This is a genomic window from Streptomyces sp. NPDC087428, assembly GCF_044744085.1.
GTDB lineage: Bacteria > Actinomycetota > Actinomycetes > Streptomycetales > Streptomycetaceae > Streptomyces.
Genome location: NZ_JBIUXR010000007.1, coordinates 411,048 through 436,849 on the forward strand (window position 1 = coordinate 411,048; position 25,802 = coordinate 436,849).

The following is a 25,802-nucleotide window of genomic DNA, read 5'->3' on the forward strand; positions in this document are numbered from 1 at the left end:
GCGGGGGAGCGGGGCTCCTTGGGTACTGCGTTACCGGCCGCGATCGGCCGACCCGGGCAACTAGGCCGGGGTGACGTTCTCAGCCTGCGGACCCTTGGGTCCCTGAGTGACGTCGAAGTTCACGACCTGGTTCTCCTCAAGGGAGCGGAACCCGGACGCGTTGATCGCGGAGTAATGGACGAAGACATCCGGGCCGCCGCCGTCCTGGGCGATGAAGCCGAAGCCCTTTTCAGCGTTGAACCACTTGACGGTTCCGGTAGCCATAAGCCCTCCTTGGGCCAAAGGGTTGCCCTGCTCCAGAACCTGCAAAGAAGTCTGAAAACTACAAAAGCCTGCGGGTTACATGCTCCGCAGGCTCTGTACTGCAAGGGAAACCAAACTGCAACTTGGCGTTGAGCCTAGCACGCAGCCTGTGCCGAAGGGTAGAGGGAAAGATCACTTCACTCGAATGTTTGATTGCCGTGTGCGCGCACGGTCCGAGAGGCCCTTCCGGCGGCTCGGGGAGCCCTTGCGGAGAGGGGCTCCGGCAGCATTCCGGAGACCCCCGTGAGGGGGATCGTGCGGCGCCGCGCGCCCCCGGTGGGGCCGTCGGGGGGCGACAGGTCTAGCCTCGCGATGTGGACAATTCAACCGTCACAACCGTCGCAGGCGACGACCGTCGCAACCGGCCGCGCGTCGGCCACATCCAGTTCCTCAACTGCCTCCCCCTCTACTGGGGACTGGCACGGACCGGGACCCTGCTCGACCTGGAGCTCTCGAAGGACACCCCGGAGAAGCTCAGCGAGCAGCTGATCAGGGGCGATCTGGACATCGGCCCCGTCACCCTCGTGGAGTTCCTGCGCAACGCCGACGACCTGGTCGCCTTCCCCGACATCGCGGTCGGCTGCGACGGGCCCGTCATGTCGTGCGTGATCGTGTCGCAGCGCCCCCTGGAGGACCTCGACCGGGCCCGGGTGGCGCTCGGTTCGACCTCCCGCACCTCCGTACGGCTGGCGCAGCTGCTGCTCGCCGAGCGCTACGGGGTCACCCCCGAGTACTACACCTGCCCGCCCGACCTCGGCGTGATGATGCAGGAGGCGGACGCCGCCGTCCTCATCGGTGACGCCGCGCTCCGCGCCAATCTGCACGACGCACCCAGGCTCGGGCTCCAGGTCCACGACCTGGGCGCGATGTGGAAGGAGTGGACGGGGCTGCCGTTCGTCTTCGCCGTCTGGGCCGCCCGCAAGGACTACCTGGCGGCCGAGCCCACCGCGGTCAAGAAGGTGCACGAGGCGTTCCTGGCCTCGCGGGACGTCTCCCTGGAGGAGGTCACCAAGGTCGCGGAACAGGCGGCACGCTGGGAGGCCTTCGACGCCGAGGTCCTGGAGCGCTACTTCACGACCCTCGACTTCCGCTTCGGACCCGCGCAGCTCGCGGGCGTCCAGGAGTTCGCGCGCCGGACCGGGCCGACGACGGGTTTCGCCGCGGACGTGAACGTGGAGCTGCTCGGCGGCTGAGCGCACACACCGGACCCGCGCGCCCGGCGGGTGGAATGCGCACCATTCCGTCCGCCTCCCTTTCCGTCCTGCCGCCCCGGCCTTCGTTCCCCGGGGAGATCCCGGTGAGATATCGATTCGGGTAATACGCGTTGAATGGCCGATTGGCGGGAAGCGTCGGAAGTATGTCCCCGGCGTCTCCCGTCAATCGTTCTGTCACCTGGAACGGCACATTCACGCCCTTTTCTGGTGATGAATGGCGTTGTTCGTTCCCTTGGAGACGAAATCGGCGGATGGTTTGCGTGTGACCCGATGACCTTCGCCTCTAGGCTGCGGTCGGAGGTCCGGCCGGTCCACAGGGGGAGTCCGCATATGCAGCCGCTGGAAGCCGGCGAACCGCTGAGCATCGGTGCCTACCGACTGCTCGGCAGACTCGGTGCCGGTGGCATGGGGCGCGTCTATCTGGGACGCAGCGCCGGCGGCCGCACCGTGGCGGTCAAGGTCGTCCACCCGCACTTCGCGCTCGACGAGCAGTTCCGCGCCCGGTTCAGGCGCGAGGTGGACGCGGCACGGCGGATCGGCGCCCAGTGGACCGCGCCCGTCCTGGACGCCGACCCGGACGCCCCGGTCCCGTGGGTGGCCACCGGGTACGTGGCCGGACCCCCGCTCTCCGCCGCGATCACCGAACACGGCCCGCTGCCCGAACAAGCGGTACGCACCCTGGGCGCCGGTCTCGCGGAGGCGCTCACCGCGGTCCACGAACAGGGCCTGATCCACCGGGACGTGAAGCCCTCCAACGTCCTGCTCGCCCTCGACGGCCCCCGCCTGATCGACTTCGGCATCGCCAGGGCGATCGACGCCACCGCCTCGCTCACCTCCACCGGGGTCTCGGTCGGCTCGCCCGGCTACATGGCGCCGGAGCAGATCCGGGGCCAGGAGATCTCGGGCGCGGCCGACGTCTTCTCGCTGGGCGCGGTCCTCGCGTACGCGGCCACCGGCGCCGCCCCCTTCCTCGGCGACTCGTCCGCCGTACTGCTCTACAAAGTGGTGCACGAGGAACCCGAACTGGGGGATCTGGAAGGTGCGCTGCGCGAGGTCGTCGCCTCCTGCCTGGCGAAGAACCCGGCGCACCGGCCCACCCCGGCGGAGCTCGCGGGGCAACTGGCGCCCGGCGGCGCGGCGGCCCGGGTGGCGGCGGGCTGGCTGCCCGGCCCCCTGGTCCGCGAGGTCAGCCGGTCGGCGGTCGCGCTCCTGGACCTGGAACCGCAGGAGGCTCCGGTGCAGTCGGGGCCGGTGCCGTTCACCAACGCCTCGTACGGGTTCAACGGGGGCGCCGGGCCCGGGGTGTTCGGCCCGCCGGTCGAACCTGCCCGCATGACGGGCCCGACCCCGCCGCCGTACCCGCCCGGCACGGGGACGGACGGAGTGCCGGGGCAGCGCACCCCCGACCCCCGGTTCGCGATCGGCGTGAGCGCCGACCGCGAACCGGGCGGGAGCCGGGGGCGCAGGCTGAGCTGCACCGTCGCCCTCGCGGTGGCCGGTGCGCTCGCCGCGGTGACGGTGGGCAGCGCCTACCTCTTCGACCTGATGCCGGGCGGTGGCGGCGGCAACACCGCCGATCACGGGGGCACCGGCCGGACCCCGGGCGCCACCACCTCGGCCGAACCGTCCGCACCGGCGGACGCCGCCACCCCGGGCGGCCCGGTCACCGAGGTGCCGAAGAGCTTCATCGGCACCTGGGAGGGACCGATCACCGAGAAGACGACCGGCCAGTCGCACGGCAGGCTCAGCGTGGTGATCAGGAAGGGGAAGAAGGGCGACGACGTGGTCCGTACGAGCACGACGGTCTCCAGCCTCGGCATCGAGGTCAGCTGCCACAGCATCGCGTCCCTCACCTCCGGCACCGGCAAGGAACTGAAGCTCCGGGAGCGCGCCGATCCGGACCGCCCCGGCACCGCGGGCCTGTGCACGACCACCACCACGGACATCCACCTCACCCGCGCCGCCGGCGACACCCTGCTCTTCCGGTCCGACGAGCGGGGCGCCGGGCTCCCGTACGGCACGCTCAACCGGTCCGGCGGCTGACCCGGAGCGGGGCTGGCGTACGCTGAACCGGTCCGTAGATCCGTTGAAAAACCGCCGAAAGGTGACAGCCCGGTGACCGAGAAGGCCGACCTCCAGCCCATCCTCGACCGAGCCGCCGAAGGCGGCCGGATCAGTCCGGCGGAGGCGCTCGACCTCTACCGCTCCGCGCCCCTGCACGCGCTGGGCGCGGCCGCCGACGCCGCACGCCGACGCCGGTACGCAGGTACGGAGCACATCGCGACGTACATCATCGAGCGCAACATCAACTACACGAACGTGTGCGTCACGGCGTGCAAGTTCTGCGCCTTCTACGCCGCGCCCAAGGACACCGACAAGGGCTGGTCCCGCGACCTCGAAGACATCCTGCGCCGCTGCGCGGAGACGGTCGAGCTCGGCGGCACCCAGATCATGTTCCAGGGCGGGCACCACCCGGACTACGGCGTGGAGTACTACGAGGAGCACTTCTCCGCGATCAAGAAGGCGTACCCGCAGCTGGTCATCCACTCGCTCGGCGCCTCCGAGATCGAGCACATGGCCCGTATCTCCAAGGTCTCCGCCGAGGAGGCCATCAGCCGTATCCACGCCGCCGGCCTCGACTCCTTCGCGGGCGCCGGCGCCGAGCTGCTGCCGGCCCGGCCGCGCACCGCGATCGCCCCGCTCAAGGAGTCCGGCGAGCGCTGGCTGGAGATCATGGAGATCGCCCACCGCCTCGGTGTCGAGTCCACCTCCACCATGCTGATGGGCACCGGCGAGACGAACGCCGAGCGCATCGAGCACCTGAGCATGATCCGCGACGTACAGGACCGCACCGGCGGCTTCCGCGCCTTCATCCCGTACACGTACCAGCCGGAGAACAACAAGCTGAAGGGCCAGACGCAGGCCACGCTCTTCGAGTACCTGCGGATCATCGCCATCGCCCGGCTCTTCCTGGACAACGTCGCCCACATCCAGGGCTCCTGGCTCACCACCGGCAAGGAGGTCGGCCAGCTGTCGCTGCACTACGGAGCGGACGACCTCGGCTCGATCATGCTGGAGGAGAACGTCGTCTCCTCCGCCGGGGCCAAGCACCGCTCCAACCGCCTGGAGATCATCGACCTGATCCGCAAGGCGGACCGGGTCCCCGCCCAGCGCGCCACCACCTACGAGCACCTCGTCGTCCACGACGACCCGGCGAACGACCCGGTCGACGAGCGCGTCGTCTCGCACATCTCGTCCACCGCCATCGAGGGCGGCACGGCCCACCCGGAGCTCAAGCTCCTGAGCGCCAACTGACGCCGTCATGCTGACCGTTCACGCCGCGCCGCTGGTCCTTCCGGTCGGCGCGGCTGCCGTTGAGCGGGCTGCGGTGGCCGTGGAGGGCGACCGGATCACCGCCCTCGGTCCCTACGACGAGGTCGTCGCCGCCCATCCCTCGGCGCGCGTACGGCAGTGGCCGGGCGTCATCGCCCCGGGTCTGCACCAGCGGCACGCCGCGTGGCTGCTCACCCGCTGCTACCACCCCGACCCGCGCGAGGCGGACGTACTCGGGACCGATCCGCTGTCGGGCGAGGCGTTCGCCCGGCTGGCGGGGGAGCTGGACGCGACCCGGTGGGCCGGCAGCGTACGGCGGGGTCTCCAGCTGCTGCTGCGGTACGGCACGACGCACCTCACCGGCCCGTTCCGCGATCCGGCCGTGCGCACCGCGGTGTCCCGCTCGGGCCTGGTGGAGGTGCCGGGCGCGCAGAGCCCCGTCGCTCCGGAGGGCGGACCGGCCCTGGACCCGTTGGCGGAGGGTCTCGGTCTGCCGGGCTCCGTGCGTGCCCCGCTCGTCACCGGCGCCCGCGCCGACTTCGCGGTCTTCGACGCGCCCGACGAGGCCGCGCTCGTCGCGGCGGGGGCGGCGTCCTGCGTGGTCACCGTCCTGGCGGGACGACTGGTGTACCGCCGCCGCTGAACGCGTGGGCGGCGTGCACCCGTTCCCACGCACCCGCTCTCACGCAACCCCTCTTACGGAACCGATGGTCCGCCCAGGTAGTGGCCCTTGGTGTCGTAGGGCCAGGCGTTGGCGACGCATCCTTTGAGGCCGTATATCTGTTGCATCATGGCGGGGGCGGGGCGGCCTTTGCCGGGGCAGGTCTCGTGGCCGTGGCCGAGCCAGTGGCCGACTTCGTGGTTGATGATGAGGGCGCGGTAGTCGGCGAGGGGTCCGTCGAATTCGGGTGATCCGGTCTGCCAGCGTTTGAGGTTGACCATGACGTCGACGCCGACGCGGCAGTTGACCTCGCCGTGGGTGTCGAGGCCGCTCTTCCCGCAGATCCTGTCGGTGGTCCGGGGCGACGCGATGCGTATGACCAGTCCCGCGGGGCCCTCGGCGACCTGGCGGAAGGTGTTCTCGCCGTGGTGCGACCAGCCCCGTGGTGCGGCCAGGATGCGGGCGACCTCGGCGGCTGCCTTGTCCGGGTCCAGGCCCGAGCCGTCCTCCACCTCGACCCGGTAGGCGTTGGCGTTGGCACTGGCCTTGTCCTCGCCGGTGTCCGATGCCGCCGCGCGGGCGACGGCGAACGAGGAGGTGGCGTGGTGACCGCCCGCCTTCTCGCTCTTCCACCGGAGCCCCGCCACGGCGCCCGCCACCAGTACGACCGGAACGACGGCCATCACGAACAGCCGGTTCCGGCCCCGTCCCCGCTGCCCCTGCCGACGCACGCCTGATCCCGACATCCGCGCCCCTCCCCAGTACTCCGGTGTCCCGTACTCCCCTCAGTAATGACTGCTGTCGGCGCGGATTGGTTCAGTCCACTCGCACACGAAGCGAGCGGGGGCGGGTGCGTACGGGGCTCAGGGAACCGATGGTCCGCCCAGGTAGTGGCCCTTGGTGTCGTAGGGCCAGGCGTTGGCGACGCATCCTTTGAGTCCGTAGATCTGTTGCATCATGGCGGGGGCGGGGCGGCCTTTGCCGGGGCAGGTCTCGTGGCCGTGGCCGAGCCAGTGGCCGACTTCGTGGTTGATGATGAGGGCGCGGTAGTCGGCGAGGGGTCCGTCGAATTCGGGTGATCCGGTCTGCCAGCGTTTGAGGTTGACCATGACGTCGACGCCGACGCGGCAGTTGACCTCGCCGTGGGTGTCGAGACCGCTCCTCCCGCAGATCCTGTCGGTGGTCGCCGCCGTGGCGATACGGACGACCAGCCCCGCAGGCCCCTCCGCGACCTGGTGGAACGTGTGCTCACCGCCGTGCGCCCAGCCGCGTGGCGCGGCCAGGAACCCGGCGATCCGGGTGGCGGCCTCGTCCGGGTCGACGCCGGTACCGTCCTCCACCTCGACCCGGTAGGCGTTGCCCTTGCCGGTCTCCGACGCGCCCGCGCGGGCGACCGTGAAGGTGCCGGGCCCGGACGGGGGAATGACCGGATGGCCCCCGGCCCCGGAACTGGGGCTTGGGCCGGGGCTGGAGCCGGAACTCGGCTTGGCCCTCGTGGGGGGCTTGGCTCGCGCCGTGGGCCCGGTGCCCGTCCCGGCCGAGGCACCGGGACCGGACGCCGAGTCGGCCGAGTCCTTGACGGGACCGGACGACGCGGACGCGGCAGCCGCGGCCGACGGATCGTCCCCATCGGTCCACAGCGGCGCGGCCGCGACCGCGATGCAGATCACCGCCGTCGGCACGAGAACCGCGACCAGCAACCGTATCCGGCTGCGGCGGCGACGCTCCCGCCGCGAGCGCCGCCGGATCCCCCCGCCCCGTCGCCGCGTCTGCTCTCTCCCTGCCTCAGCCGACACGAGCCGCGTACTCCTTCGTTTCCATGGGGTTTTCCGCCGCGTACTTCACGAGGTCCAGGAACCGGGGATTCCCTGCGACGGCGAGCAAATGACCGGCGGTGACGGGGGGCGGTTCCCCCGTGTCCTCGTCACTCCCGACCGAGAGCGCGACGGCCCTGCCGCCGTACGTGAAGCGGACGACGGTGCTCGTCGAGGCCGGTGACCCGTCCGGGCCGGCGATCACCGTCACGGCACGGGCCTTGATGCCGCCGGGAAGCATCGCCGACCGGCAACGCAGCTTCCTGTCGGCGTAGTCGCGGCAGGGCGCTTCCTGCGGGGCGACGCTCCGCTCGCTCTCGGCGCGTACCGAGAGGACGACGGGGAAGACGTTGCCGCCCGTCCCGGCCCGGTACCGGCTGACGGTGAGGTCCACCGGGCGGACCGGGCCGAGCTGGGGCAGCAGCTTCCCGAGCAGCAGTGCGACTTGCCGCTGGAACCCTTCCTGCCGGGCCCGTTCGGCGGCCGGCAGGTCGGCCATGGACGACTCGCCGGGGGACGGCTCGACATGTACGCGAGACGGTTCCGCCGTGTCCGTGGCCGTGGGCACCGGGGACGGCACGCTCGTGGGCTCCGGTGACGGCACGCTCGTGGGCCCCGGTGACGGCGCGATGCTCGTACGCTGCGAGGCCGCGGACCACGTCCGGGCGGGTTCCGTGCCGCCAATGCCGCCCCGCATCGGCAGGAGCGCGCCGAGCGCGCCGAGCGCCACCACACCCGTCGCCACCGCCCCGATGGCCGCGCGGGCCCGGGTGCGGCGCCGACGGCCCTGGACCAGGGCGGCGGGCACCAGGTCGGGCAGGGGCGGCGCACCGTCGGTCGCCTGCTCCATGGCCGCCCTGATCAGCAGGACCTCGGCCTCCGCGGCTTCCGGGGCCCCCTTGTCCGGTGCCCGGCCGGGAAAGCGGTCAGAAGACATGTCCACGACGGTTCTCCTCAGCTTCGGGTGGTGTAGAGGTGCGGATCGCCCAGCCGTGCACGCAGCGTGGCGAGCGCCCGCGAGCACTGGCTCTTCACGGTGGACGGGCTGCACCGCAGCAGCTCGGCGACCGTCTCCACGCTCAGGTCCTCCCAGTAGCGCAGGACGACCATGGCCCGTGCGCGGGGCGGCAGGTCGGCCAGCGCGGCCAGCAGGGTGACCGTCAGCTCGGGGCCGACCGCGGGCGCGTGTGCGGCGATCGGCGTATGGGCACGGAAGTCGCGCAGCCGCCGGCGGCGCTCGGCGATGTAGGTGCGGGTCAGCACGGTCCTGGCGTAGGCGTCCGGATGGTCGGCGGCGCTCACCCGGTGCCAGTGCTGGAACAGCTTCGCCAGCGTCGTCTGGGTCAGGTCACGGGCCGCCTCGGCTTCACCGCACAGCAGGTACGCGGTGCGGTACAGCCGGCGCTGGCTCGCCCGCGCGAACTCCTCGAAGCTGTCGGCGTCCCGGCTGGGCCCCGCGCTCATCCGGCCCCCTTCACGGTCCGTGGGTGGTCTCTCCTCCTGTTACTGAGAGTTGACGGGCCGGAAAGGTTGAAGCCGAATTCAGATCGGTGTCACCGGGTCCCCGGACAGCGGGCCTGCCCCGCCGCCGACGGACCGGGCTGCTTGAATGGGAGACGTGACCCGAGCCTCCCTGGACAAGCAGCCGCACGAAGTCGCCTCGATGTTCGACGACGTGGCGGAGAACTACGACCTCACCAACGACGTGCTCTCGCTCGGCCAGGCCCGGCTGTGGCGCAAGGAGGTCGCCAAGGCGGTGCACGCGCGGCCCGCGGAGAAGGTCCTCGACCTGGCCGCCGGTACCGCGACGTCCTCACTGCCGTTCGCCGCGACCGGTGCGTACGTCGTGCCGTGCGACTTCTCCATCGGCATGCTCCAGGAGGGCAAGAGGCGCAACTCCTGGCTGCCGTTCACCGCGGGCGACGCGACGCGGCTGCCGTTCCGCGACGAGACGTTCGACGCGGTGACGATCTCCTTCGGGCTACGGAACGTCCAGGACACGGACGCGGCGCTGCGCGAGCTGTACCGGGTGACGAAGCCGGGCGGCCGGGTCGTCATCTGCGAGTTCTCCCAGCCGGTCTGGACGCCGTTCCGGACCGTCTACACCGAGTACCTGATGCGGGCGCTGCCGCCGGTCGCGCGCGCGGTGTCGTCCAACCCCGACGCGTACGTCTACCTCGCCGAGTCGATCCGCGCCTGGCCCGACCAGGCCGGGCTCGCCGCCCTGCTCCAGGAGGCCGGCTGGTCGAAGGTCGCCTGGCGCAACCTCACCGGTGGCGTGGTGGCGCTGCACCGGGGCGTACGCGCCTGACGGGCGGCCGGTGCCGCCGGGCCGTCACCGGCCCAGCTCCAGCCGGAAGCACCGCACCTCCCGCCCCGACCGGGGCTCCGTGAAGCTCTCCGCCCGCTCCATGCCGAGGCGCAGGGCCACCGCGACCGAACGCTCGTTGCGCTCGTCGACCGCCGCCACCACCCGCTCCACCCCGGCCGCGCGCACCCGCTCCAGGGCCGGGCGCGCGGCCGCGGTCACGTAGCCGCGGCCCCAGGCCGGGCGGGCCAGCCGCCAGCCGATCTCGATCTCGCCCACCGGGCCGTACGCGGTCTGCGGCCACGGCTGCGCCCCGGTGAAGCCGACGACCCCGCCGCCCGCGTCGAGCACGGTCCACAGGCAGAAGCCGCGCTCCGCGTCGAGCCTGCGCTGCCGGGCGGTCCACTCCTCGTACAGGGACACCTCGGACGGGCGGCCGCCGAGGAACTCCATCACCGCCGGGTCGGCGAAGGCCCGGTGCCAGGCCACCGCGTCCTCGTCGGTCGGGACACGCAGCTGTACGACAGGGAGGGTACGAGGCGCGGTCGACATGGGGGAGCCCTTCGGAAAGTTGGTCGGCAGGCCCCCATAGACTGCCCTGGCCATGTGCCGCGCGGCACTCGATTTCGAGTCTTCGGGAGATCCGACCGTGACCGAGCCCCTGTCCGAACACAGCGCGGACGTGATCGTCGTCGGGGCAGGCCCAGCCGGCTCCACGACCGCGTACTACCTCGCCAAGGCGGGCCTCGACGTCCTCCTCCTGGAGAAGACCGCCTTCCCCCGCGAGAAGGTCTGCGGTGACGGCCTCACCCCGCGCGCCACCAAGCAGCTCGTCTCCATGGGCATCGACATCTCCGAAGAGGCCGGCTGGCTCCGGAACAAGGGCCTGCGCATCATCGGCGGCGGCGTCCGGCTCCAGCTGGACTGGCCGGATCTGGCCTCCTACCCGGACTACGGGCTGGTCCGCAAGCGCGACGACTTCGACGAGCAGCTGGCCCGCCAGGCACAGAAGGGCGGCGCGCGGCTGTACGAGCGCTGCAACGTCGGCGCCCCGATCACCGACCCCCGCACCGGCCGGATCACCGGCGTGCACGCGAAGCTCGGCGAGGAGAAGACCCCGGTCACCTTCCACGCCCCCCTCGTGGTCGCCGCCGACGGCAACTCCACCCGGCTCTCCGTCGGAATGGGCCTGCACCGCCGCGAGGACCGCCCGATGGGCGTCGCCGTCCGTACGTACTTCACCTCGCCCCGCCACGACGACGACTACCTGGAGTCCTGGCTGGAACTCTGGGACCGCCGGGGCGTCGAGGACCGGCTGCTGCCCGGCTACGGCTGGATCTTCGGCATGGGCGACGGCACCTCCAACGTCGGCCTCGGCATCCTCAACTCCTCCTCCGCCTTCAAGGAGCTGGACTGGCGCGAGGTCCTCAAGGCGTGGTGCGCGTCCATGCCGGAGGACTGGGGCTACACCCCCGAGAACATGACGATGCCGATCCGCGGCGCCGCCCTCCCGATGGCCTTCAACCGCCAGCCGCACTACACCAAGGGCCTGCTGCTCGTCGGCGACGCGGGCGGCATGGTCAACCCGTTCAACGGCGAAGGCATCGCGTACGCCATGGAGTCGGGCCAGATCGCGGCCGACGTCATCGTCCAGGCCCACGCCCGCTCGACCCCGGCCCAGCGCGAACTGGCCCTGAACAACTACCCGAAGGTGCTCAAGGAGACCTACGGCGGCTACTACACGATGGGCCGCGCCTTCGTGAAGCTGATCGGCAACCCGAAGGTCATGAAGGTCGCCACCCAGCGCGGCCTGACGCACCCGCTGCTGATGAAGTTCACCCTGAAGATGCTCGCCAACCTCACCGACCCGACGGGCGGCGACGCGATGGACCGCATCATCAACGGCCTGACGAAGGTGGCGCCGCGTTCGTGACCGGAGGCTTCGCCTGTCTCCCGGAACCGCGTCCGACGACCGGTCTCCGAGCCACTCGCTGATCAGCGGGGCCGTGCACGTCGACGAGAAGTGACGGCCCCGCTGACGGGCAAGGGACCGGCGCCGTCAGGAAGCTTCCTCCGCCTCCGCTTCCTCCACGGGCGGCGCGGCTCCCTTGCGGACCGTGCACTGGAGCGAGTCGTCCCGCACATCGGCGACGATCGTGTCGCCGGGGTCGCTCTCGCCGCTCAGCAGCAGTGAGGCGATCCGGTTGTCGAGCTCCGTCTGGATGGTGCGGCGCAGCGGGCGGGCGCCGAACTCCGGCTGGTAGCCGTGGGCGACCAGCAACTTCTTCGCCGCTTCGGTCACCTCCAGCGTCATGCCCTGCGCGTGGACGCGGTGCTTGCTCCGGTCCAGGAGGTGATCGACGATCTCCGACAGGTCTTCCTCGGTGAGGCTGTGGAAGATGATGATGTCGTCGATCCGGTTGAGGAACTCGGGCAGGAACCGTCCCCGCAGGTCGTCCATCAGCTCGTCCTTGAGCTCGGCGGCATCGCCCTTGTGGGCGAGGATGCGATGGGCGCCGATGTTGGACGTCATGATGACCACGCAGTGGCGGAAGTCGACCGTGCGCCCCTGCGCGTCCGTCAGACGGCCGTCGTCCAGGATCTGCAACAGCGTGTTGAACACGTCGGGGTGCGCCTTCTCCACCTCGTCGAACAGCACCACGCTGTACGGCTTGCGGCGAACCTTCTCGGTGAGCTGACCGGCCTCGTCGTAGCCGACGTACCCGGGAGGCGCGCCGACGAGCCGGGCGACCGTGTGCTTCTCCTGGAACTCGCTCATGTCGAACCGGATCATCCGGTCCGCGTCGCCGAAGAGCAGTTCGGCGAGCGTCTTGGCGAGTTCGGTCTTGCCCACGCCGGTGGGGCCCAGGAAGAGGAACGAGCCCACGGGCCGGTTCGGGTCGCCCATGCCCGCGCGATTGCGGCGCACGGCTTCGGAGACCGCGGTGACCGCCTCGTTCTGGCCGACGATCCTGTCGTGCATCTGCTCCTCCAGCCCGAGGAGCTTCTCCTTCTCGCTGGCGGTGAGCTGGGAGACCGGAATCCCCGTGCTGCGGGAGACGATGTCCGCGATGTCGGAGGCGGTGACGGAGACGACGCCCTCGCGGCGCTCCTCGACGCCCGCGAGCTCGCCCTCCACCTCGGCGATCTGCCGCTTCAGGTCGGAGGCCCTGTCGAACTCCTCACCGGCGACGGCCTGGTCCTTCTCGCGTCGCAGCTTCGCGAGGCGGTCCTCCCGGCTGACGACCTCGGTGGAACGGCCGGCGCTGCGCAGCCGTACCCGGGCACCCGCCTGGTCCATCAGGTCGATCGCCTTGTCCGGCAGGAACCGGTCGCTGATGTAGCGGTCGGACAGTTCCGCCGCCGCCGTCAGGGCTCCGTCGGCGAAGCGGACCTGGTGGTGCGCCTCGTACGCGTCGCGCAGCCCTTCGAGGATCTGCACCGTCTCCTCGACACTCGGTTCGGGGATGAGGACTGGCTGGAAGCGGCGCTCCAGAGCGGCGTCCTTCTCGATGTGCTTGCGGTACTCGTCGATCGTCGTCGCTCCCACCACGTGGAGCTCGCCGCGTGCGAGTGCGGGCTTGAGCATGTTGCCCGCGTCCATCGCCCCCTCGCCCGTCGCGCCCGCGCCGACGACCGTGTGCAGTTCGTCGATGAAGAGGATGATGTCGCCGCCGGCCTCCTGGACGTCCTCGATGACCTTCTTCAGCCGCTCCTCGAACTGGCCCCGGTACTGCGCACCGGCCACCATGCCGGACATGTCGAGGGAGACGACCCTCTTGCCCTTCAGCGATTCGGGCACTTCGCCGGCCACGATGCTCTGGGCCAGCCCCTCCACGATGGCGGTCTTCCCGACTCCCGGCTCACCGATGAGCACCGGGTTGTTCTTGGAGCGCCGCGAGAGGATCTCGATGGTCTGCTCGATCTCCTCGGCCCGGCCGACGACCGGGTCGAGCCGCCCCGCCTTCGCCTCCTCCGTGAGATCCCGGCCGAATTCGTCCAGGGTCGTCGAGGGCTGCTTCCCGGCAGCGGGAGCGCCGTCCGCCCGGTCCGCGTGACCCCGCAGCTTCTGGGTGTCCACGTCCTGTGCGCGCAGGAACCGGTTGGCACCCGAGTCCGGGTCCTCCAGGAGCGCGGCGAGGATGTGCTCGGGGCCGATGTAGGACACGCCCGCCGCCTGCGATCCGGCGTAGGCGGCGGCGAGGGTGCGCTTCGCCGCCGGGGTGAGCCCGGGTGTCGCGGACGGTTCGCCCGCCTCCCGGGGCAGCACCTCGGCGATCCGGGCCGCGAGCGTGTCGACGTCGACACCGGCCTGGGCGAGGAGGCTCCGCGCGGGGTCGACCTGGGTGGCCGCCCACAGGAGGTGTTCCGTGTCGAGGTCGGACGTCCCGTTCTCGGCGGCCTTCTGCGTGGCCAGGCCGAGAAGTTCGTGCGACGACTCCGTGAGGAGGCGGCCGATGGGCACCCGCTGCACGGCCGGTGGCGACGAGGCCGGTGACGTACCGAAGAAGCGGTCGAGCATCTCGCTGAAAGGGTCGGACGACCCGAAAGGTGAACCGAACCCCATCGACATGGCGACTCCTAGTGCGGTGACGGTGCCTCCCACTCAAACCCGGTGCCGTTGCCTCCGCAACCCGAGGAAATGCCCCCTGAGCGGGGCACGGCCAGGGGCTGTCTCCCGGGTCTCCGTGAGATCGCCGGTGGCGGCGGGCGGTGTCACGGCGGGCGGTGTCACGGCGGCCGGCGTGCGGGAGGACGTGACCTGGGTGAGGCTGGGAGCCTGTGCCGCCCGCGGACCGGAGGAGCACCCGATGCCCGACCTCGGCCACGACCTCCTCTTCGGCTGCTTCGCGCCGCCGGAGGCCGCCCGCCACCGTGCCTTCGTACGACTCGCCCAAGAGGCGGACCAGGCCGGACTCGACCTCCTCGGGGTGCAGGACCATCCGTACCAGCCGGCCTTCCTGGACACCTGGACGCTGCTGTCGCACCTGTCGTCGGTGACCCGCCGCATCAAGCTGGTTCCGGCGGTGGCGAACCTGCCGCTACGGCCCCCGGCCGTGCTGGCCAGGAGCGTGGCGACACTGGACCTCCTCAGCGACGGCCGGGTGGAACTCGGCCTGGGCGCGGGCGCGTTCTGGGACGCCATCGAGGCGATGGGCGGCACGCGCCGTACGCCCGGGGAGTCCGTGGCCGCGTTGGAGGAAGCCATCGGCGTGCTGCGCGCCCTGTGGACGGACGGTCCGGGCGTACGTGTGGAGGGCACCCACTACCGGCTCGCGGGCGCTGAACCCGGACCGCTGCCCGCCCACCCGGTCGGCATCTGGCTCGGCGTCTACGGCCCGCGCATGCTACGGCTGACGGGGCGGCTCGCGGACGGCTGGCTCGGCAGCGCCTCCTACGCCCAGCCCGAGAAGCTCGCCGGTCTGATGCGCACCGTGGACGAGGGGGCGCGGACGGTGGGACGGGAGCCGTCCGCCGTGCGCCGCCTCTACATCGTCGACCCCTCCTTCACCACCGCCCAGCTGACGGAACTCGCTCTCACCCACGGCCTCAGCGGCTTCCTCCTCAGCGTGAACGCGGACGGCGCCGGCCCCCTGATGCGCTTCGCCGCGGAGGTGGCCCCAGCCGTACGCGAAGCGGTCGCCCAGGAACGCGGCACACCCGCCGCCCCCGCCGCACTCCCGCACGACGCCCTGGTCGAGCACCGACAGCTCGACCCCTCGGCACGCCCCGTCGCACCGCCGCCGCACCCGGACCGTCCCGCCCCCAGTGCCGCCGGTGAGCGCGCCGCCCAGACCCTGGTGCTGGTCCACGACAGCCTCCGCGACGAACTGGCCCAGCTCCAGCACGCGGTCGGCGAGGTCCTGGCCGGCCGCGACAGCCCGGCCGCCGCCCGGTCGTTCCTCAACGCCATGACCATGCGCCAGAACTACTGGTCACTGGGCGCCTTCTGCGCCACGTACTGCCGGGTCGTCACCCAGCACCATCTGCTGGAGGACGAGGTGATGTTCGGCAAGCTGCGCGACGCCCAGGAGGATCTCACGCCGGTGCTGACCCGCCTGGAGGAGGAACACAAGCTGATCGCCTCGTTGATCGCGCGCCTGGACGAGGTGCTGGTCGCGATGGTCGAGGACCCGTCCCGCCTGGAAGAGGTCCGCACCGTCCTCGACAGGCTCGCCGACTGTCTCCTCTCCCACCTCACCTACGAGGAGGAACAACTCCTGGACCCGATCGCCCGCCACAACGTGGTCGTCTGACCTCTTGCACGGGGTGGTGATCCCGGCGACGTGCGTCGGGGGCGCCGCGCCCGCCTCTCGGCCTGGCACGAACGAGACGAGGCTGCGGGCCGCAGCGGGAGGGCGCGGCCCGCAGCTCGTCATGAGGCTGGTTCCGGCTCAGACCGGATCAGCTCAGTGCTTGGAAGTTGAGCCAGCCGGTGGTGCCGACCGTGGTGGGTGTGCCGATGCCGGTGAGGGTGATGGAGGGGTAGAAGGAGAGTCCCTTGTCGGTGTCGTGACTGGTGGCGAAGAGGTCGGGTTTGCCGTCCCCGTTGCTGTCGCCCTCAGAAGTGATCAGCGGGTGGGTGTTGGTGTCCCAGCCGCTCGCCTTGAGGTCGATGGTGGTGTGGCCGAGTCCCTCTCCGGCCGGTCCGGTGCCGGTGTAGAGGCGGAGCCTTCCGTCCGACTTCTGTCTGGCGACCATGTCGACCTGGCCGTCGCCGTTGACGTCGCCGGGAGCGACCATCTCGTAGTTGGCCCAGGCCCCGTCACCGATGAGGATGGGGTCGGTGACCTCATCGAGATAGAAGCTGTCCGAGCCGTAGTAGAGCCACAGATGGTCGCCTTCCTTGACCAGGAGGTCGGTGTGGCCGGGCACGTCGACCGTGCCGTCGCCGTCGACGTCGAGCGGACCGTCGACGTCACCGATGGCCAGGATCTGGTCAGCGTTCTTCCAACGGTTGTTCTCCGGGCTGTACACGTCGAGGGGCACTCGGTCGAAGTCGCATTCCTGTGAGGCGCCGTCGGCCTCCTCGCCTCGTGCGGTGCACGCATAGCCGAGGCCGTTGTTGGGGTAGACGTACAGGTGCTTCTGGCCGTCCGCACCGGGCTGGGCGGCGACGAGGTCTTCGTAGCCGTCGGTGGTCCAGTCACCCCGATGGGTGATGGAGGCGCCGTTGAAGTTCGTGCCACCGGCCACGGTGTAGGGGGCGTGCTGGCCGTTGCCCTGGCCCGGGTAGAGCCACAGGGTCCCGTCGGTGCGGACGCCGTACATGTCGGTGTTGCCGTCCCCGTTGAGATCACCGGGTTTGTCGGTGATGCCGAGGCTGTTGGCGTAGAAGATGTACGCGCTGCGGTCGGAGACGTTGCCGGCTCTGTCGATGCTGTGCACGTAGAGCGTGTGGTTGCCGGCTGCGAGCGGACGGATCTTGACGTTGACGGATCCGCCCTGCACGGAGGGGCTGGCGGGGACCTTTTTACTGTTCCAGTCGGTCCAGTACTCGTACTTGGTGACGTCGGCGACTCCGCCGCTGCTGAGGGTGAAGGTGCCCTCAACGCGGGCGTCGCTGGTGGTGGCGGGCCAGCCGTCGGAGCCGTCAGGGAACTGGACGGAGGTCACGCCGGGTGGGGTGGAGGGCCGGGTGGGGTCGTAGACGAAGCGGCAGCCCGGTATGCCGGTGGCGGGCACCCAGCCGGAGGACAGCGAACTGTCCTGGGTCTGTGCCTTCCAGGAGAAGTTCCCGTTCGCCTTGGACAGGTAGGGGGTGAGCTGGGCTTTCGTGACCTTGAGCTTGGCGACGGTACCGGAGGTCGCGGACACCGTCTTGTTCACGATCAGCACGCCATTGGGATCGTCGACGGGGTGGTGTCCCGTGGCCCAGAGATTGAACTGGACCTTGACCGTGCCACCGTCCCGGTCGGAGCCCTTGGCGGTGAGATACAGGTCGGTGTTGCCGATCAGCCCGTAGGGGGCGGCGCTGCCGCAGCCGGCGCTGTTCTTGGTGGAGGGAATGGTGTCCAGGCCGGTAGGAAGGCTCGGACGGGTGTTGTAGGTGGTCGACAGGAGTGCGGACTTGGCGTCGAACTTCTTCCAGCCGAAGACGTCCGTTTCGCTGCCCGCCTTCAGGGCGACGGTGATGGTGTTCCAGTGGCCCTTGACGGCGTCCTTGGCAGCGGCGGTGGTGTCGAAGGCGAGTTTGGCGGCCGGGCAGGCCGAGCCCCAGCCGTTGGCGTCAGTGACCGTGTCCAGGGTGCGGATCTTCTTGGGCTGGTTGTTCCAGGTGGTGGCCGAGCTCATGTACTCGGTGTGCCACAGCTCGATCGGCTTCTTGGTGCACGACCAGGACCAGGTGTTCTTGATGGTGAACTTGGAGCTGGAGATCACCTTGTCGGTGGACCACAGGTTGCCGGTGTTCATACGGAAGTAGGAGCGGGCCAGGCCGTTGGTCTCGTTTTCGTAGCCGGCGCGAGCGGTCGTGGTGCCGCCGCCGAAGTTCGCCCCGTTGTAGTAGGAACTCGTGGGGTGCGCCTTGTAGGCGATGGTCCAGGCGTACCGGGAACCTGACACCGAGGGATCCAGCAGGACAGGGTACTGGGTGTCCTCACCCGTCAGTAGCTCCTGATTCGGCGTGAGGGTCAGCTTTCCGTTCGCCACGGCCGCTTCCATGGAGGCCTGTTGCGCTCCGTAGCCTGGTTCGAACTCGTCCGCCGGCGGTGGGGGGCCTTCGTCCACGCCTGCGGTGGCCGTTCGGGCCTGGGGAGTGTCGGAGGTTCCGCTGTCCCACATGAGCGGGGTAGGGGCGGTAAAGACCTCCTGACCGGCCGGGTTCACAGCGGTGAGGTTGCCGTACTCATCCGTGCTCGGTTCCACTCCGTCGGTGGCCAGATCGAAGTGGATCTGCTTCAGTGCCGGATCAGCGGCGGCCTGGGCCGTCTTGACGACGAACAGGCTGGTGAATCCGGCGGGACCGGCGCGGAGCTTGAGATCCACATCGGTCAGGACGTTTGCGAAGGTGACGGTGTCCCCGTCGACCTGAGCGCTGGGCAACGCGTGGGGCCAGCTCCACGACATGCTGCGGCCGTCGCGCACGATCGTCGCCAGGGGGCCGTCACCACCGCCGGAGAACCGTACGGCCGTCTCGGTGGCCTTGGGAGACAGCGTTCCGTCGGAGTTCGCCTCCAGGCGCGTGTCGATCGGTACGAGCTTGTTGTCCTGCCGGGCGAACTGGGGCAGTACGTAGGCGTCCTGAGTGAATGACCCATCCGGATTGGCGAACACCTGCGACACCTCGGTGCGTCGCGAAAGCACCTCGGCGGGCCGGCCCGTATCGGCTGCCTCGGCCAGAGCGCTCTCGTCGGCTCCGAGTTGCCGTGCTGTCTGCCCGGCGGTCCGGGTGTCGTTTGCTGGTGCAGCGGCCGATGCCATCTGTTGCGGCAGGAGTACCGCGAGCGTTGCTACCGCTGCCGTAGCGGCGATGGCACCCCTTGATGCCATTCTTTTGGACTTTTGTCCGCAAAGTTCCATTAAAGAAGTCCCCTCCCGGGTCTGATCGATTCGCACACTAGAGCGTGATCGATCGGTGAAGGGTGTGCTTTTTTGATGAGTTCTGGCGAAGGTGCTCGACGAGGCCGAACTTGGCTTAATCGAGCCGCATGGAATCGGGCAATTAGTTTCACAATGCACCAAAATGAATGCGCTGGATTCCTCAAGTTGGCTTGAATCCACCAAAGATGTGCAGACATTGAGTGAGTTACGTGTGTGCGGACTGCTACCTTCCGTGCCCAACTGTGTTTCTTACATCGAACAGTTGGGGGAGTTCAGCGCATGTACTTGGGTGGGGGCGTCGACACGAGACGCATGGGGCGGCGGGTGCGGCTGATAGCCGTCGCGCTGATCGCGTTCCTCTTTGCGAGTTTGCTGGCCGGACCTGTTGTGGCCGCCGCCGAGCTACAGCTGCTGAAGTTGCCGAAGTCCGACCCCGTGCCCACGTCCGAGGTGAAGAAACAGCCGGATCCGAAGCCCGACCGGGCGCTCCAGCATCCTTGGAAGCAGCCTCGGGTCACGTGGCCGAAGGCGGGCACCGCCACCGCAGAGCTTCGCCGGACCGGTTCCCTCAAAGCTGGTTCCCTGCCCGTACGCGTGGGCCCGGCTGCCGGTAAGTCCAACGCGACGACGAAGCCGACGGGACCCGAGCGGGTCCAGGTGCAGGTGCTCGACCGCGCGGCCACCCAGAACCTGGGCGTCGACGGGATCGTGCTCGCGCTGAGGCCCACAGAAGGAGCCCGGGGCGTGGTGGACGTCCAGGTCGACTACTCCGGTTTCCGCAATGCCTACGGCGGGGACTGGGCCTCCCGCCTGACCCTGCGGAAGCTGCCTGACTGCGCTGCGACGACCCCGGGCCAGAAGGGCTGTGCTGTCGGCCGGACGCTGCCCACGAGCAACGACACCAAGGCCGGCTCCCTGACGACGCAGCTGACTCTCCCCACGGCCGCGCCCGTGCTCGCCGCCACGGACAAGGCATCGGTTCCGGCGCCCGTCACCACGCACGGCCAGGAACTCTCGCTGGCCGAGGGGACGGTTCTCCTCGCCGCGACGGCGGCAGAGTCGGGACCGTCCGGCAGCTTCAAGGCGACGTCCCTCGCCCCGTCCGCCTCTTGGGCTGCCGGGGGTTCGAACGGCGCGTTCTCGTGGAACTACCCGATCGGCGTCCCGGATGTGCCCGGTGGGACGGCGCCCGACCTGAAGCTGAGCTACTCCTCGCAGTCGGTGGACGGGCGCACCGCGTCCACGAACAACCAGGCCAACAGCATCGGCGACGGCTGGTCGATGGAGCCGGGGTACATCGAGCGCCAGTACGTCTCGTGCTCGGACGACACCACGAACAGCAACACCACCGCCAAGGTCGGTGACCTGTGCTGGAAGAAGGACAACGCCGTCATCAACCTCGGCGGCCAGTCCAACAGCCTCGTCAAGGACACGGTCTCGGGCGAGTGGCACCTGGAGAGCGACGACGGCACCAAGGCCGTCAAGCTCACCAACACGGACCTGGCCAACGGGGACAACGACGGCGAGTACTGGCGCGTCACCACCCCTGACGGAACCATCTACTACTTCGGCTACAACCGGCCCCAGGGCTGGGCCACGGGCAAGGACGAGACCAACTCCACCTGGACCGTTCCGGTCTACGGCAACCAGACCGGAGAGCCCTGCCACGCCACGGCGTTCAAGGACTCCTGGTGCCAGCAGGCGTGGCGCTGGAATCTGGACGCGGTCATCGACCCGCACGGCGATGCCATGACGTACTACTGGGACAAGGAAACCAACTACTACGGTCGCAACGTCAACCCGTCCACCGGTGACTCCACTGCCACCGTCTACGACCGCGGCGGTTCCCTCAAGCGCATCGAGTACGGCCTGCCCTCCACCAATTTCTACGAGAAGCCGGCGGCCAAGGTCGACTTCACGACCTCCGAGCGTTGCCTGAGCGATTGCGGAACCTTCGACAAGGCTCACGCGAAGAACTGGCCGGACGTCCCCTTCGACCGCTACTGCGCCTCGGGCACCCAGTGCAAGGATCGGTACTCCCCGTCCTTCTGGAGCCGCAAGCGCATCACCAAGATCGATACCTCGGTACGGGTCGGCAGCGCGTACAAGCCGGTCGACACCTGGGCCCTGGCTCAGCAGTTCCCGAGCACCGGCGACGGCAGTGACCCGGCCCTGTGGCTGGCCTCCATCACCCGTACCGGGCACACCGGCACCGGCGACGTCACCCTGCCGGCCGTCGGCTTCAAGGGACTGACGCTTCCCAACCGCGTCGAGGGCGCGACCACCGGCGGCGATCCGGACCCCGTCCCGGCGATGTGGCGCTACCGCGTCTACGGCATCAACACGGAGACCGGGGGAACACTCGGCATCACGTATTCGCCGGCCGACTGCAAGGCCGGCGACGTGCCGTCCCCGACGTCCAACACGCGACGCTGCTATCCCGTGAAGTGGTCACCGCCCGACGCGCCCGCCGCGAACTACGAACCGTATCTGGACTGGTTCCACTCCTACGTCGTCACCCAGATTCTGGAGACGGACAACACCGGTGGAGCCCCGGCCAAGCAGACGAACTACAGCTACCAGGACGGCATGGGCTGGGCCAAGTCCAAGGACGACGAGTTCACCACCGCCAAGCACCTGACCTACAGCGACCGCAAGGGCTACGGCCGCGTACGGGTCCGCACCGGTGCGGCCCCCGACCAGCGGACGCTCAAGGAGTACCGCTACTTCAGGGGCATCGACGGAGCGGCCGTCAAGGACCACGAGGGCACCGCGGTCACCGACAAGGAGGCCTTCGCGGGGATGACCCGGGAAGAGGCCACCTACAACGGTGACGGCGGCAAGCTGGAATCGACGACGAGCTTCGTACCGTGGCTGTCCGCCGCCACCGCCACGGAGACCCGGGCCGAAGGCCTCCCCGCGCTCAAGGCGTATGCCACCGGCGGGGAGAGCGAGCAGACGCGCACGGCTGTGGGGGACGGATGGCGCACCACCCGGGTCCAGCGGACCTTCGACGCCGTGGGCCAGATCCTCACGGAGTCGGAACTCGGGGACACCGCGAAGACGGGCGATGAGCAATGCACCACCACGACCTACGCCCGCAACACCGCGGCCAATATCCTCACCCTCGTCTCCGAGGCCAAGACCGTTGCCCGGGCGTGCGGCACCACCCCCACGCTGCCCGATGACCTGATCTCGGCACAGCGGAACTATTACGACGGTGCGACCAGCCTCACCACCGCACCCGTCAAGGGCGATGTGACCCGCCTGGACGAACAGGACGCCAAGGGCACCGGCTATCTCACCACCGCCACCCACACCTACGACCAGCACGGCCGCGAGAAGACCGTGACCGACGCGCTGAAGAACACCACCACCACCGAATACCTCCCCGTCACCACAGAGGCCCCCACCTCGATCAAGGTGACGAATGCGGCGAAGCACGAATCCACCACGACCTACGAGCCCGCCCGTGGCGTCGCCACGGCGGAGGTGGATGCCAATGGGAAGCGCACCGACGCGGTCCATGACGGCCTCGGCCGCGTGCTGAAGGTGTGGGAGCCGGGATGGACCAAGGCCGATCACGGTGACAAGCCGTCCGCCCAGTACAGCTACACGATCTCCAAGACGGCTGCCAACGCCGTCGCCACCAGCACGTTGAAGCAGAACGGCGACTACCGCACCACCTACGCGCTGTACGACGGGCTGCTGCGCGAACGCCAGACGCAGGCGCCGGCCACCGGCACCCAGGACCGCATCATGACCGAGACGATGTACGACACCCGTGGCTGGGCCTGGCAGTCGTACGCCGCCTACTACGCGGCCGGGCTTCCCTCGGCGAAGCTCGAGTCCACCACGGTGAACAAGGTCCCGGCCGCGACTCAGAACCTGTTCGACGGCATGGGCCGGATCACCGACTCGCTGTCGGTCAAGTACGGGGACGAGCAGTGGCGCACCAAGATGGCTTTCGGCGGTGACCGGACCACGGTGATCCCGCCGAAGGGCGGAACCGCTTCGACCACGGTGACCGACGCGCGTGGCCGCACGACCGACCTGCTCCAGTACACCGACACAGCACGGACCGCCTCACAGAAGACCACGTACACGTACGGAAAGTACGACGAACCGAAGTCGGTCACCGACCCCGACGGCAACGTCTGGAGCTACACCTTCGACAGCCGAGGCCAGAAGACCGTGGTCGACGACCCGGACCAGGGCGAGGTCCACAACACGTACGACGACGCCGGTCGCGTCACGGCTGTGACCAACGACCGTCACATCACCCTGACCACGGAGTACGACAAGCTCGGACGCAAGACCGGAGTCAAGCAGGGCGACACCGTACTGGCGAAGTGGACCTACGACACCCTGGCCAAGGGGCAGCTCACCAGTAGCACGCGTTACGTGGACGGCGCCGCGTACACCACCGCGGCCGGGGCCTTCGACGACCGCTACCAGCCCACTTCCACCATCACCACGGTTCCCTCCGCGGCCGGAGGACTGGCCGGTACGTACACCTGGACCTACGGCTACAAGCCGGAGACCGGGGCTCTGCTCTGGACGTTGAACCCGGCTGTCGGGAACATTCCCGCCGACCGCGTCACCACCAACTACAACAGCGACGACCTGCCCTTCCGGGTCAGCGGAGGACTTGGCGTCCTGGTCTCCAACACGACCTACGACGAGTTCTCCCGCTCCCAGCGACTCGAGTACGGAGCCACGCTGGGCAAGAAGGTCTACAAGTCCCAGATCTACGACGAGCACACCGGCCGCATGACCCGGCAGATCACCGACCGGGACATCGCACCCCAGCGCGTGGACGACACCTCGTACTCCTACGACCCCGCCGGTAACGTCACAGGAGTGACATCGGTCAGCGGCCAGGACGCGCAGAAGTCCACCGACACCCAGTGCTTCAAGAACGATCCCCTGGGCCGGCTCTCCGCGGCATGGACCGCGAAGACGGACTGCGCCGCTGGTCCTTCGACAGCGACGGTTGGCGGGCCCGACGCCTACTGGCAGAGCTACGGCTACGACGCCCTGGGCAACCGCACCGAGCAGACCGACCACGCCGCCACGACCACCGGCACGGACGCGATCACCACTTACACCCACCCCGCGCCCGGAACGGGCCTGCCCCACGGTGTGCAGCAGGCCAAGGTCAACGGCGGCCCGGACAACGGCCGCACCAGCACTTTCGAGTACGACGAGACAGGCAACACCACCAAGCGCACCATCGGCACCACCACCCAGAACCTGACCTGGGACCCGGAGGGCCACCTTGCCACTCTCACCGAGGCCGGCAAGACCAGCAGCTACCTCTACGACGCCGACGGCAACCGGCTCATCACCAAGAACGCCGACGGTTCCAGCACCCTCACCCTGCCCGACGGCGACCAGCTCGACCTGGCCGCGAACGGCACCAAAACCGGTACCCGCTACTACACGCACAACGGAGAAACCGTCGCGGTCCGCACCGGCAGTGCCATCTCCTACCTCATCAGCGACCACCAGGGCACCGCGATGAGCGCCATCGCCGTGGGAACCCTCGCCATCACCCGAAGGAAACAACTCCCCTTCGGCCAGCTCAGATCCTCACAGTCAACGGCCTTCGGCAACCGCGGCTTCGTCGGCGGAACCAACGACCCCACCGGCCTCACCCACCTCGGTGCCCGCGAATACGACCCCACCCTCGGCCGCTTCCTCAGCGTCGACCCCATCATCGACACCGCTGACCCGGCCCAGATGAACGCCTACAGCTACGCCCACAACAGCCCCCTCACCAGGTCCGACCCGGACGGCCTCCGCCCGGACGGCCCGGCCGGCGGCGCCACGTACAACGACGACCGTTGGGCAGAAGACCGTGGAATGAACGCGGGCTACACCTACAAGAGCGGCAAATGGGTCTGGCACCAGACACCCAAGTCCTGGTTCGACCCCCGCTACCAGGCATACAGGGCAAAACCCAGCACCTACAAGGTATTCCACTACAATGCGCAGGCGGTAGCTGCGAAAAGAGCTCAAGCTGTCAAACTGGCGGCCGCCCGAAAAGCTAACGCCGATGCCGAGCGCCGCGAGATGGGCGTCAAAGAGGCCATCTCGGAGATGACCGTCGGAAACCTGAAGAAGTTGTGGAACAGCTACACTTCGGGAGATACTGCGGGGCGCTGCCTTAGCGGTTCAGCGGGATTCATAGTCGGGGGCACTGGGCAAGTCTGCTTGGTCACTACCAAGCGCCCCGACGGAAAGACAGACTATGGGCTGTCTGCCAACTACGGTGCGGAGATGTTGTCGTTCGGGGCCGGTCTGCAGTACGAGATGTATGGCAGCAACGCTGACGATTTCGAACAGCTGCGAGGCGACAGTACCGGAGCTAATGCATCCCTTGGGATGGGCGTGCAAGTCTCCGGCAGTCACGAATACGCCATAAATCGGTCGGGGAATTCGGTTACTGTAGTACGAAATAGTCGCGGAGAGCCTGTCACGGCCACCTCCTTGGCTGCAGGGGCCGGGGTTGGGGTCGAAGTAGGTGTACAGAGCGCATATGGCACTAGGATAGGGCACCTCTTCACCCGGTAACTTTGGCGATCACTTGAGGCGCACGGACCTATCAGTCTGTGCGCCTC

At 69.3% G+C, this 25,802-nt stretch carries 16 protein-coding genes; 8 read left to right on the plus strand and 8 right to left on the minus strand.

Translation table 11 applies throughout. The features are described 5' to 3' along the window. Nucleotides 1-60 precede the first annotated feature (60 nt). Nucleotides 61-264: a cold-shock protein gene (locus ACIO3R_RS17880; RefSeq protein WP_003967102.1), complete on the minus strand. Its 204-nt coding sequence runs from the start codon at nt 262-264 to the stop codon at nt 61-63. Nucleotides 265-617: 353 nt separating this feature from the next. Here ACIO3R_RS17880 and ACIO3R_RS17885 point away from each other — a divergent pair, with 353 nt between their 5' ends. The 4 genes from ACIO3R_RS17885 (at nt 618) to ACIO3R_RS17900 (ending at nt 5,493) form a co-directional block, all read left to right on the plus strand. Beyond that, complete coding sequence (locus ACIO3R_RS17885; protein ID WP_306088148.1) at nt 618-1,496, plus strand: menaquinone biosynthetic enzyme MqnA/MqnD family protein; 879 nt, start codon at nt 618-620, stop codon at nt 1,494-1,496. A gap of 351 nt (nt 1,497-1,847) precedes the next feature. Then, entirely contained in the window at nt 1,848-3,560 is a 1,713-nt protein-coding gene (locus ACIO3R_RS17890) for a serine/threonine-protein kinase (protein WP_402106577.1), read from the plus strand. A 72-nt stretch (nt 3,561-3,632) separates the two neighbouring features. Next, the gene (gene mqnC, locus ACIO3R_RS17895) at nt 3,633-4,832 is read left to right on the plus strand and encodes a cyclic dehypoxanthinyl futalosine synthase (protein WP_385041817.1); all 1,200 of its coding nucleotides are present in this window, start codon (nt 3,633-3,635) and stop codon (nt 4,830-4,832) included. Between the two features lie 7 nt (nt 4,833-4,839). Further along, the gene (locus ACIO3R_RS17900; RefSeq protein WP_402106579.1) at nt 4,840-5,493 is read left to right on the plus strand and encodes an imidazolonepropionase-like domain-containing protein; all 654 of its coding nucleotides are present in this window, start codon (nt 4,840-4,842) and stop codon (nt 5,491-5,493) included. Between the two features lie 53 nt (nt 5,494-5,546). Here ACIO3R_RS17900 and ACIO3R_RS17905 read toward each other — a convergent pair whose 3' ends face one another. From ACIO3R_RS17905 to ACIO3R_RS17920, 4 genes are all read right to left on the minus strand, one after another. Next, nucleotides 5,547-6,194, minus strand: coding sequence for a DUF3152 domain-containing protein (locus ACIO3R_RS17905; protein ID WP_402106582.1), 648 nt, complete (start codon nt 6,192-6,194; stop codon nt 5,547-5,549). A 180-nt stretch (nt 6,195-6,374) separates the two neighbouring features. Continuing rightward, the gene (locus ACIO3R_RS17910) at nt 6,375-7,307 is read right to left on the minus strand and encodes a DUF3152 domain-containing protein (RefSeq protein WP_402106585.1); all 933 of its coding nucleotides are present in this window, start codon (nt 7,305-7,307) and stop codon (nt 6,375-6,377) included. Beyond that, nucleotides 7,297-8,262, minus strand: coding sequence for a hypothetical protein (locus tag ACIO3R_RS17915; protein ID WP_402106631.1), 966 nt, complete (start codon nt 8,260-8,262; stop codon nt 7,297-7,299). Before ACIO3R_RS17915 ends, ACIO3R_RS17910 begins: the two co-directional genes overlap by 11 nt. 17 nt (nt 8,263-8,279) lie before the next feature. Then, a complete protein-coding gene (locus ACIO3R_RS17920; protein ID WP_385035767.1) occupies nt 8,280-8,789 on the minus strand; it encodes a SigE family RNA polymerase sigma factor in 510 nt (169 codons plus the stop codon). Between the two features lie 154 nt (nt 8,790-8,943). Here ACIO3R_RS17920 and ACIO3R_RS17925 point away from each other — a divergent pair, with 154 nt between their 5' ends. Then, nucleotides 8,944-9,636 carry a demethylmenaquinone methyltransferase gene (locus ACIO3R_RS17925; protein WP_306088139.1) on the plus strand — a complete coding sequence of 231 codons (693 nt, stop codon included), beginning with the start codon at nt 8,944-8,946 and terminating at the stop codon, nt 9,634-9,636. 24 nt (nt 9,637-9,660) lie between these two features. On the opposite strand, the gene ACIO3R_RS17930 is transcribed toward ACIO3R_RS17925, so the two are convergent. After that, nucleotides 9,661-10,185: a GNAT family N-acetyltransferase gene (locus tag ACIO3R_RS17930; RefSeq protein ID WP_385346897.1), complete on the minus strand. Its 525-nt coding sequence runs from the start codon at nt 10,183-10,185 to the stop codon at nt 9,661-9,663. A gap of 97 nt (nt 10,186-10,282) precedes the next feature. Here ACIO3R_RS17930 and ACIO3R_RS17935 point away from each other — a divergent pair, with 97 nt between their 5' ends. Then, nucleotides 10,283-11,566, plus strand: a complete 1,284-nt coding sequence (locus ACIO3R_RS17935; protein WP_362962108.1) for a geranylgeranyl reductase family protein — start codon at nt 10,283-10,285, stop codon at nt 11,564-11,566. A gap of 126 nt (nt 11,567-11,692) precedes the next feature. Here ACIO3R_RS17935 and ACIO3R_RS17940 read toward each other — a convergent pair whose 3' ends face one another. Beyond that, a complete protein-coding gene (locus tag ACIO3R_RS17940; protein WP_385035769.1) occupies nt 11,693-14,206 on the minus strand; it encodes an ATP-dependent Clp protease ATP-binding subunit in 2,514 nt (837 codons plus the stop codon). 238 nt (nt 14,207-14,444) lie between these two features. On the opposite strand from ACIO3R_RS17940, the gene ACIO3R_RS17945 reads away from it, so the two are divergent. Continuing rightward, nucleotides 14,445-15,890 carry an LLM class flavin-dependent oxidoreductase gene (locus tag ACIO3R_RS17945; RefSeq protein WP_402106589.1) on the plus strand — a complete coding sequence of 482 codons (1,446 nt, stop codon included), beginning with the start codon at nt 14,445-14,447 and terminating at the stop codon, nt 15,888-15,890. A gap of 148 nt (nt 15,891-16,038) precedes the next feature. Here ACIO3R_RS17945 and ACIO3R_RS17950 read toward each other — a convergent pair whose 3' ends face one another. Further along, nucleotides 16,039-18,909, minus strand: coding sequence for an FG-GAP-like repeat-containing protein (locus tag ACIO3R_RS17950; protein ID WP_385035771.1), 2,871 nt, complete (start codon nt 18,907-18,909; stop codon nt 16,039-16,041). A 546-nt stretch (nt 18,910-19,455) separates the two neighbouring features. Between ACIO3R_RS17950 and ACIO3R_RS17955 the strand changes: the two genes are divergently transcribed. Continuing rightward, nucleotides 19,456-25,755 (plus strand): RHS repeat domain-containing protein, encoded by a 6,300-nt coding sequence (locus tag ACIO3R_RS17955; protein WP_402106592.1) that lies wholly within the window; start codon nt 19,456-19,458, stop codon nt 25,753-25,755. Nucleotides 25,756-25,802: the final 47 nt, after the last annotated feature.